At 73.1% G+C, this 9,635-nt stretch carries 1 protein-coding gene; it reads left to right on the top strand.

What is annotated here, in order from left to right; genetic code table 11:
* The first annotated feature begins 10 nt into the window (after positions 1-10).
* Positions 11-9,631, top strand: a complete 9,621-nt coding sequence (locus tag AC3CHW_RS05800) for a type I polyketide synthase (RefSeq protein WP_488469773.1) — start codon at positions 11-13, stop codon at positions 9,629-9,631.
* The last annotated feature ends 4 nt before the right edge of the window (positions 9,632-9,635 follow it).

Raw genomic sequence — 9,635 nt, 5'->3', positions numbered from 1 at the left:
GCTGGGGATAGTGGCGGAAGACAAAAAACTCCTTGACTACCTCAAGAAGGTGACGGCTGACCTGCGTCAGGCTCGTCGGCGACTTCGAAAGGTGGAGGAGCGGGACCGGGAGCCCATCGCCATCGTGGCGATGAGCTGCCGGTACCCCGGAGGCGTGCGGACTCCGGAGGAGCTGTGGCGGCTCGTCGCCGAGGGCGGCGACGGCATCACCGAGTTCCCGCCCGACCGGGGCTGGGACGTCGACGGCTTCTTCGACCCCGACGCGGAGCGGTCCGGGACCTTCTCCGTCCGCGAGGGCGGATTCCTGGACGCCCCCGGCGACTTCGACCCCGGCTTCTTCTCCATGAGCCCGCGGGAGGCACTCGCCACCGACCCGCAGCAGCGGCTGCTGCTTGAGACCGCGTGGGAGGCGTTCGAGCGGGCGGGGATCGACCCGGCGTCGGTGCGGGGCAGCCAGGGCGGTGTGTTCGTCGGCGCTTCGTCCTCTGGCTACGGCGCCGGGGTGAGCGAGATGCCCGAAGGCGTCGAGGGGCTGCTGCTCGCTGGCAACGCCACCTCCGTGGTGTCCGGCCGGGTGGCCTACACCCTGGGCCTGGAAGGGCCCGCCGTGACGGTGGACACCGCGTGCTCGTCGTCGCTGGTGGCTCTGCACCTGGCCTGCCAGGCGCTCCGCCAGGAGGAGTGCTCGCTGGCCCTGGCGGGCGGCGTCGCGGTCATGTTCACCCCCAGCATGTTCGTGGAGTTCAGCCGGCAGGGCGGGCTCGCTCCCGACGGCCGGTGCAAGGCGTTCGGTGCGGGAGCCGACGGCACCGGCTGGGCCGAGGGCGTGGGCCTGCTCCTCCTGGAGCGGCTCTCGGACGCCCGGCGCAACGGCCACCCCGTGCTGGCCGTGGTGCGGGGCAGCGCGGTGAACCAGGACGGCGCGAGCAACGGTCTTACGGCGCCCAACGGCCCCTCGCAGCGGCGGGTGATCCGCCAGGCACTGAAGAACGCGGGCTTGACGCCGGCCGACGTGGACGCGGTCGAGGCGCACGGTACGGGCACCGCACTGGGTGACCCGATCGAGGCGCAGGCGCTGCTGGCCACCTACGGCAAGGAGCGTCCCGAGGGCCAGCCGCTGTGGCTGGGCTCGCTGAAGTCCAACATCGGCCACTCCCAGGCCGCCGCCGGTGTCGGCGGGGTCATCAAGATGGTGATGGCCATGCGCGAGGGTGTGCTGCCCAAGACCCTGCACGCGGACGAACCCTCCACCCAGGTGGACTGGTCCGAGGGCGACATCCGACTGCTCACCGAGGCCACTGACTGGCCCGAGACCGAGCAGCCCCGGCGGGCGGGTGTGTCCTCGTTCGGCATCAGCGGGACGAACGCGCACGCGATCCTGGAGCAGGCGCCGGAGGCCGAGGAGTCCGAGCCCGAGTCCGAGGCCGGGGTCGTCGATGGTCCGGTGGCCTGGGTGGTGTCGGGCCGCAGCGCGGCCGGGCTGCGGGCGCAGGCGGGGCGGTTGCGGGAGTTCGTGGCCGAGCGTCCCGAGTTGGGCGCTGCTGATGTGGCGTTCTCGTTGGCGACGTCGCGTTCGGTGTTCGAGCACCGTGGGGTGGTGACGGGTGCCGGTCGTGAGGAGTTGTTGGGTCGGTTGGGTGCGCTGGCCGGGGACGAGGTGGTCTCGGGTGTGACGCGTGGTGTGGCCGATGTGCGTGGGCGTTCGGTGTTCGTGTTCCCGGGTCAGGGGGCGCAGTGGGTGGGTATGGCGGTGGGGTTGTTGGACTCCTCGCCGGTGTTCGCCGAGGCGGTGGCCGAGTGTGAGGTGGCCCTGTCGGCGTATGTGGACTGGTCGTTGACGGACGTGCTGCGTGGTGTTGAGGGTGCTCCCGGCTATGACCGGGTGGATGTCGTTCAGCCGGTGTTGTTCGCGGTGATGGTGTCGTTGGCGAAGTTGTGGCGTTCGGTGGGTGTGGTGCCGGATGCGGTGATGGGTCACAGTCAGGGTGAGATCGCGGCTGCGTGTGTGGCGGGCGCGTTGTCGCTGGAGGATGCCGCGAAGGTGGTGGCGTTGCGGTCGCGGGCCATCGCGGGTGGTCTGGCGGGCCGTGGTGGCATGGTGTCGGTCGGGCTGCCGGTCGACCAGGTCAAGGAGCGCATCGCCGCCTGGGACGGGGCTATATCGGTTGCCGCGGTCAACGGCCCCGGCTCGGTCGTAGTCTCCGGCGATCCGGGTGCGCTGGATGAACTGGTCGCCGCACTTGAGGGTGAGGAGGTGCGGGTTCGCCGGGTTCCGGTGGACTACGCCTCGCACTCCGCGCATGTGGAGTCGATCCGCGAGGAGTTGCTGAAGGTCCTGGCGGATCTGGAGCCGCGTACCGCGCAGGTGCCGTTCTACTCGACGGTCTCCGGTGAGCTGGTGGACACCGCCGGTCTGGACGCCGATTACTGGTACCGCAACCTGCGTCAGACGGTCGAGCTGGAGGCCACGACCCGTACTCTCCTGGGCACTGGGCATGGTGTGTTCATTGAGGTGAGCCCGCACCCGGTGCTGACCCTGCCCGTGCAGCAGACCGTGGAGGCCGCTGACGCGCAGGCCGTGGTCGTCGGCACGCTGCGGCGTGACGAAGGCGGCCTGGAGCGGTTCCTGACCTCCGCCGCCGAGGTGTTCACGCGTGGCACCAAGGTCGACTGGACCGTCACCCTGGAGGGCCGTCGCGCCCGCCGGGTCGAGCTGCCGACGTACGCCTTCCAGCGCGAGCGTTACTGGCTCGACGGATTCGGTCTGCCGCCCGGCGGAGGCGTGGCCGATGGCGCGGGCTCCGTCGACGAGCGGTTCTGGGACGTGGTGCGGCGTCAGGACCTGGAGACGCTGGCGGGGACGTTGGCGGTCGACAGCGAGGCGCCGCTGAGCGCCGTGCTGCCCGCTCTGTCCGCGTACCACCGCGACAACCGCGACCGGTCCACGATTGACGGCTGGCGCTATCGGGTCACGTGGAAGCCGCTCTCCGACGCCGCCGACGGCTCGCTGTCGGGGACGTGGCTCGTGGTGGTTCCGGCGGCCCTCGCCGAGGACGAACTGGTCTCGGGCGTTGTCGCCGGCCTCGAACGGCATGGCGCGAGTGCCGTCCCGGTCCTCGTGGACGAGCGGGACCTCGACGCGGACGCGCTGGCGGAGCGGCTGCGCGTGGTGGCCGCCGAGGCGCCCGAGCTGGGCGGCGTGCTGTCGCTGCTCGCCCTGGACGAGCGGCCCTGCCCCGGCCACCCGGCGCTGACCGGCGGCTACGCGCTGACCCTGGTGCTGGTCCGGGCCCTGGTCGAGGCCGACCTTCCGGCCCGGCTGTGGTGCGGTACGCGCGGCGCCGTCTCGGTGGGCCGTTCCGACCGGCTCACCAGCCCGGCGCAGGCGATGGTCTGGGCGTTGGGCCGGGTGGCCGGCCTGGAACTGCCGCCCCTGTGGGGCGGGCTGGTCGACCTGCCCGCGACGTTGGACCCGCGCGGTGCGGAACGGCTGGCCGGTGTGCTGTCCGTCGAGGGCGGCGAGGACCAGGTCGCGGTGCGCGGCTCCGGTGTCTTCGTACGCCGTCTGGCGCGCTCGGCCGCGTCCGTCGGCGAGGGGACCTCGTGGCGGGCGCGCGGCACCGTGCTGGTGACCGGTGGCACGGGCGGGCTCGGCGGGCAGGTGGCCCGCTGGCTGGTCCGTAGTGGCGCCGAGCACCTGGTGCTGACCAGCCGCCGCGGTCTCGACGCCGAAGGTGCCGCCGAGTTGAAGGCGGAGCTGGAGGAGATGGGCGCCGAGGTGACGGTGGCCGCGTGCGACGCGGCCGACCGGGACGCGCTCGCCGCCGTCCTGGACGCCGTACCGGAGCACAGGCCGCTCACCGCGGTGGTGCACGCGGCGGGTGTCACGCTCGCGGCCTCCCTGCTGGAGACGGAGCTCGCCGACGCGGCGGCGGTCGTGTCGGGCAAGGTGGCGGGCGCCGTCAACCTGGATGAGCTGCTCGGCGACCGTGAGCTCGACGCGTTCGTGGTCTTCTCCTCCATCTCCGGTGTGTGGGGCGGCGGCAGCCAGGGCGTCTACGGCTCCGCGAACGCCTTCCTGGACGCACTGGTCGAGCGCCGCCGTGCGCGGGGCCTCGCCGGCACCGCCGTCTCCTGGGGCCCGTGGGCCGAGGACGGCATGGCCACCCGGGGCGACGCGGGGGAGCAGCTCGCGCGGCGCGGACTGCCCGCGATGGCACCCCAGTTGGCGATCGCCGCTCTGGAACGCGCGGTGGCGGGCGACGACGGTGTGGTCACGGTCGTCGACGTGGACTGGGAGCGGTTCGCGCCCTCGTTCACCGCGGTCCGGCCCAGCCCGTTCCTGAGCGATCTCGACGAGGTCCGGGCGCTGGAGACGAAGGGCGGCGACGGCGAGAGCGCCGACGCCGCCGGGGCCCAGTTGCGTGAACGGCTGAAGCCGCTCACCGAGAGCGAGCGGGACCGGGCGCTGCTCGACCTGGTGCGCGGGCACGCCGCCTCCGTACTCGGCTACTCCTCCGCCGAGACGGTCGAGCCGAACCGGGCCTTCCGCGACCTGGGTTTCGACTCGCTGACCGCGGTCGACCTGCGCAACCGCCTGGCCGCCGAGACCGGTCTCGGCCTCCCCGCCACGCTGGTCTTCGACTACCCCAGCGCCGCGGTGCTCGCGGCGCATCTGCGCACCGAGGTGCTGGGCGCCACGTCCCCGACGCCGGCCTCCGGCCCCGGGGGCCCCGCCGGCTCCGGCGCGGACGACGAGCCCATCGCGATCGTCTCCATGAGCTGCCGCCTGCCCGGTGGGGTGCGGAGCCCGGAGGACCTGTGGCAGTTGATCGACGGCGGCGGTGACGCCATCTCGTCGTTCCCGACGGACCGCGGCTGGGACCTGTCGGGCATGTACGACCCCGACCCGGACCGGCCGGGCACGTTCTACGCCCGGGAAGGCGGATTCCTCTACGACGCGGGCGAGTTCGACCCCGGCTTCTTCGGGATCTCGCCCCGCGAGGCCCTGGCGACCGACCCGCAGCAGCGCCTGCTCCTGGAGACCTCCTGGGAGGCGTTCGAGCGGGCGGGCATCGACCCCGCGTCGGTGCGGGGCAGCCAGACCGGTGTGTTCGTCGGCTTCTCGGGCTCCGGATACGGCACCAACCTGGAGACGGTGCCCGAGGACGTCGAGGGCCATCTGCTGACCGGTAACGCCGGCAGTGTCGTCTCCGGCCGTCTCGCCTACACCTACGGCCTGGAAGGCCCCGCCATCACGGTGGACACGGCGTGCTCGTCGTCGCTGGTGGCCCTGCACCTGGCCTGCCAGTCGCTGCGTCAGGGCGAGTGCGACATGGCGCTGGTCGGCGGTGTGGCGGTGATGGCCACTCCGATGGCGTTCGTGGAGTTCAGCCGGCAGGGCGGGCTCGCGCCCGACGGCCGCTGCAAGCCGTTCGCGGCGGCGGCGGACGGTACGGGATGGAGCGAGGGCGCCGACGTGCTGCTCGTGGAGCGGCTGTCGGACGCGCGGCGCAACGGCCACCAGGTGCTGGGCATCGTGCGGGGTTCGGCGGTCAACCAGGACGGCGCCAGCAACGGTCTGACGGCACCGAACGGCCCGTCCCAGCAGCGGGTGATCCGGCAGGCGCTGGCCAGCGCCGGACTGTCCGCCGCCGAGATCGACGCGGTCGAGGCGCACGGTACCGGTACGTCGTTGGGTGACCCGATCGAGGCGCAGGCGCTGCTGGCCACCTACGGCCAGGACCGGCCGGAGGGACGCCCGCTGCTGCTCGGCGCGCTGAAGTCGAACATCGGCCACACCCAGGCAGCCTCCGGTCTCGCCGGTGTCATCAAGATGGTGTTGGCGATGCGGCACGGCGTGCTGCCGAAGACGCTGCACGTGGACGAGCCGTCGAGCCAGGTGGACTGGTCGGCGGGCGAGGTGCGGCTGCTCACGGAGGCCACCGAGTGGCCCGAGAGCGGACATCCGCGCCGGGCCGGTGTGTCCGCCTTCGGCGTGAGCGGTACCAACGCGCACACCATCATCGAGCAGGCCCCCTCGGACGCCGAGGACACCCGACCGGCCGAGGTGGCGACCCCCGACGACCGTGGCACGGCGCCCTGGACGCTCTCCGCTCGGAGCGCGGACGGGCTGCGGGCCCAGGCACGGCGGCTGCGGGCACAGCTGATCGCACGTCCGGAGCTGAGCCTGAGGGACGTCGGCTACTCCCTGGTCGCCACCCGTGCGGTGTTCGAACACCGTGCCGTACTGACCGGCGCGGACCGCGCGGAGCTGCTGCGCGGTCTTGAGGCCGTCGCCACCGCCGAGGACGCCCCCGGCGTCGTCCGCGCGGTCGCGACCCCGACGGGGACCACGGCGTTCCTGTTCTCGGGCCAGGGCGCGCAACGCCTGGGCATGGGACGGGAGTTGTACGAGGCGTACCCGGTGTTCGCCCGCGCCCTCGACGAGGTGTGCGCGCACCTGGACGTCGTCCTTGACCGTCCGCTGAAGGACGTGATGTTCGCGGCCGAGGGCAGTGCGGACGCCGAGCTGCTGGACCGGACCGCGTTCACGCAGCCCGCGCTCTTCGCCGTCGAGGTGGCGTTGTTCCGACTCCTTGAGCACTGGGGTGTCCGGCCGGACGTGGTGATCGGCCACTCGGTGGGTGAGATCGCCGCCGCGCACGTGGCGGGGGTGTTCTCGCTCCGGGACGCGTGCGCGCTGGTCGCCGCGCGTGGTCGGTTGATGCAGGCCCTGCCGGACGGTGGGGCGATGGTCGCCATCGAGGCGTCCGAGGAGGAGGTCGCGGCGTCGCTCGCCGGCCGTGCGGCCGAGGTGAGCTTGGCCGCGGTCAACGGCCCGAACGCCGTGGTCATCGCCGGCGACGAGGCCGCGGCGCTGGAGATCGCCGAACAGTGGGCCGAGCAGGGCCGCAAGACCCGTCGGCTGCGGGTCAGCCACGCGTTCCACTCACCCCGCATGGACGCCATGCTCGGCGACTTCCGCAAGGTCGTCGAAGAGCTGTCGTTCGCCCCGCCGGCCATCGCCCTGGTGTCCAACGTGACGGGCAAGGCGGCGGGCGCCGACGAGGTGTGCTCGCCGGAGTACTGGGTGCGCCATGCCCGGGAGGCCGTACGCTTCCTGGACGGGCTGCGCTCCCTGGAGAACGCGGGCGTGACCAGGTTCCTGGAGGTCGGCCCCGACGGCGTGCTCGCGGCGATGGCACGGGAGTGCCTGACGGCGGAGGAGACGTCGGCCCCGGTCGTGGTGCCCGCGCTGCGCAAGGACCGCGCCGAGGTGCGGGCGCTGACGACGGCGCTGGCCGAACTGCACGTGAACGGCGCCACCGTCGACTGGGAGGCCCTGTTCGCCGGCCAGGACGTCCGCCGGGTCGAGCTGCCGACGTACGCGTTCCAGCGGCAGCGGTACTGGCTGGACGCCCCCGAGGACGATGCCGTCGCCCCCTCCGCCTCCGCGGACTCGGTCGACGCCCGGTTCTGGGACGCGGTCGAGCGCGAGGACCTGGAGGCGCTGACCACCGCCCTGCACGTGGACGGAAGCGCCTCGCTGACCGAGGTGCTCCCCGCCCTGTCCTCGTACCGGAAGGGCCACCGCGAGCGGTCCACGGTGGACGGCTGGCGCTACCAGATCGCGTGGAACGCGGTCTCGGAGCTCTCGGAGCGGGCACTGACCGGCATCTGGATGGTCATGGTCCCCCAGCCGTACGCCGACGACGCGCTGGTCACCTCCGCGGTGACCATGCTGGAGGGGCAGGGCGCGCGCGTGGCACGGATCGTGCTCGACGGCGCGGCGGACATCGACCGCGCGGCGGTCGCCGAACGGCTGCGTACCGCGGTCGAGGGCGCGTCCGACGGGATCGTCGGCGGGGTGCTCTCCCTGCTGGCCCTGGACGAGGACCCCTGCGTCGGGCACACGGTGGTGCCGCGAGGGCTCGCGCTGAACCTCGTCACGCTCCAGGCACTCGTGGACGCCGGTGTCGAGGCCCCGCTGTGGGTGGCGACCCGGGGCGCCGTGTCGGTGACCGCGTCCGACACCCTGCGCAGCGCCGCCCAGGCGCAGGTCTGGGGACTTGGCCGGGTCGCCGGACTGGAGCACCCCAAGCTCTGGGGCGGCCTGGTGGACCTCCCGGAGACGCTGGACGAACGCGCCGCGAACCGGCTGTCCGGTGTGCTGGGCGGCGGCGCGGGCGAGTTCGAGGACCAGGTGGCGGTGCGCACGTCCGGCGTGTTCACCCGGCGCCTGGTGCGGGCCGCCGCGCCGCGGACCACGGCCCGGCCGTGGAACGCGCGTGGCTCGGTGCTGGTGACCGGCGGCACCGGGGGAGTGGGCGGCCAGGTGGCCCGGTGGCTGGCGGGCGCCGGCGCCGAACACCTGGTGCTGACCAGCCGGCGTGGCCTGGACGCCCCCGGCGCGGCCGAACTGCGCGACGAACTCGCCGCCTTGGGCGCCGAGGTGACCGTCGCGGCCTGCGACATCGCCGACCGCGACGCCCTGGCCGCCGTACTGGCCGCCATCCCCGAGCGGTACCCGCTGCACGCCGTCGTGCACGCGGCGGGTGTCCTGGATGACGGCGTCCTGGACTCGATGTCGGTGGACCGGGTGGCGGGCGTGCTACGCCCCAAGGTGGACGGGGCCCGCCACCTGCACGAACTCACCCAGGGTCTCGACCTGTCCGCGTTCGTGCTGTTCTCCTCGCTCGCCGGAGCGATCGGCGGGGCCGGCCAGGGCAGTTACGCGGCGGCCAACGCCTATCTCGACGCCCTGGCGCAGCAGCGCCGGGCCCAGGGCCTCGCCGCCACCTCGGTGGCCTGGGGCCCGTGGGCCGAGGCCGGTATGGCGGTCGACGGGGCGCTGGAGGACCGGCTGCGGCGCGGCGGCATGGCCGCGATGACGCCGGAGCTGGCGGTCAAGGCACTCCAGCAGGCCCTCGACCTCCAGGAGACACACCTGGCCGTCGCCGACCTCGACTGGGAGCGGTTCGTCCCGTCCTACACCGCCGTACGGGCCAGCAGGCTGCTGGACGAGATGCCCGAGGCCCGACGGGTCCTGGAGGCCGCGACCGCGGGCGGTACCACCGCGGGGTTCGAGACCGGAGGTTCGGAACTGCGCGAGCGGCTGGCCGGACTGTCGGAGGCGGAGCAGGAACGGGTGCTGCTCGACCTGGTCACCACCCAGGTGGCCGTCGTACTCGGCTTCCCCTCGGTGGAGTCGGTCGAGTCCCAGCGGGCCTTCCGGGAACTCGGCTTCGACTCGCTGACCGCCGTCGAACTGCGGAACCGGCTCGACGCGGCGACGGGCCTGCGCCTGCCCGCGACGATCGTCTTCGACCACCCGACGCCCGTGGCGCTCGCCCGCCGACTGCGTACCGACGTCGTCGAGGACGGGGTCTCGGCGGCCACGCCGATCCTCGACGAACTGGACCGGATCGAAGCGGCGATGGCCACGATCTCCGCCGACGACGTGGACCGGCCAAGGATCACCACGCGTCTGCAGACGCTCCTCCTGAAGTGGGGCGAGGCGGAACAGGAGTCGCCCACCTCGGGCAAGAAGGCGGTGCCGGACAAGATCCAGTCGGCGACGTCGGACGAGATCTTCGACTTCATCGACAAGGAGCTCGGGCTCTCCTGAGCTG

It is taken from the genome of Streptomyces sp. MGP-BFMKR1 (assembly GCF_057766585.1).
This window is presented reverse-complemented; position numbering and strand designations above follow the sequence as displayed.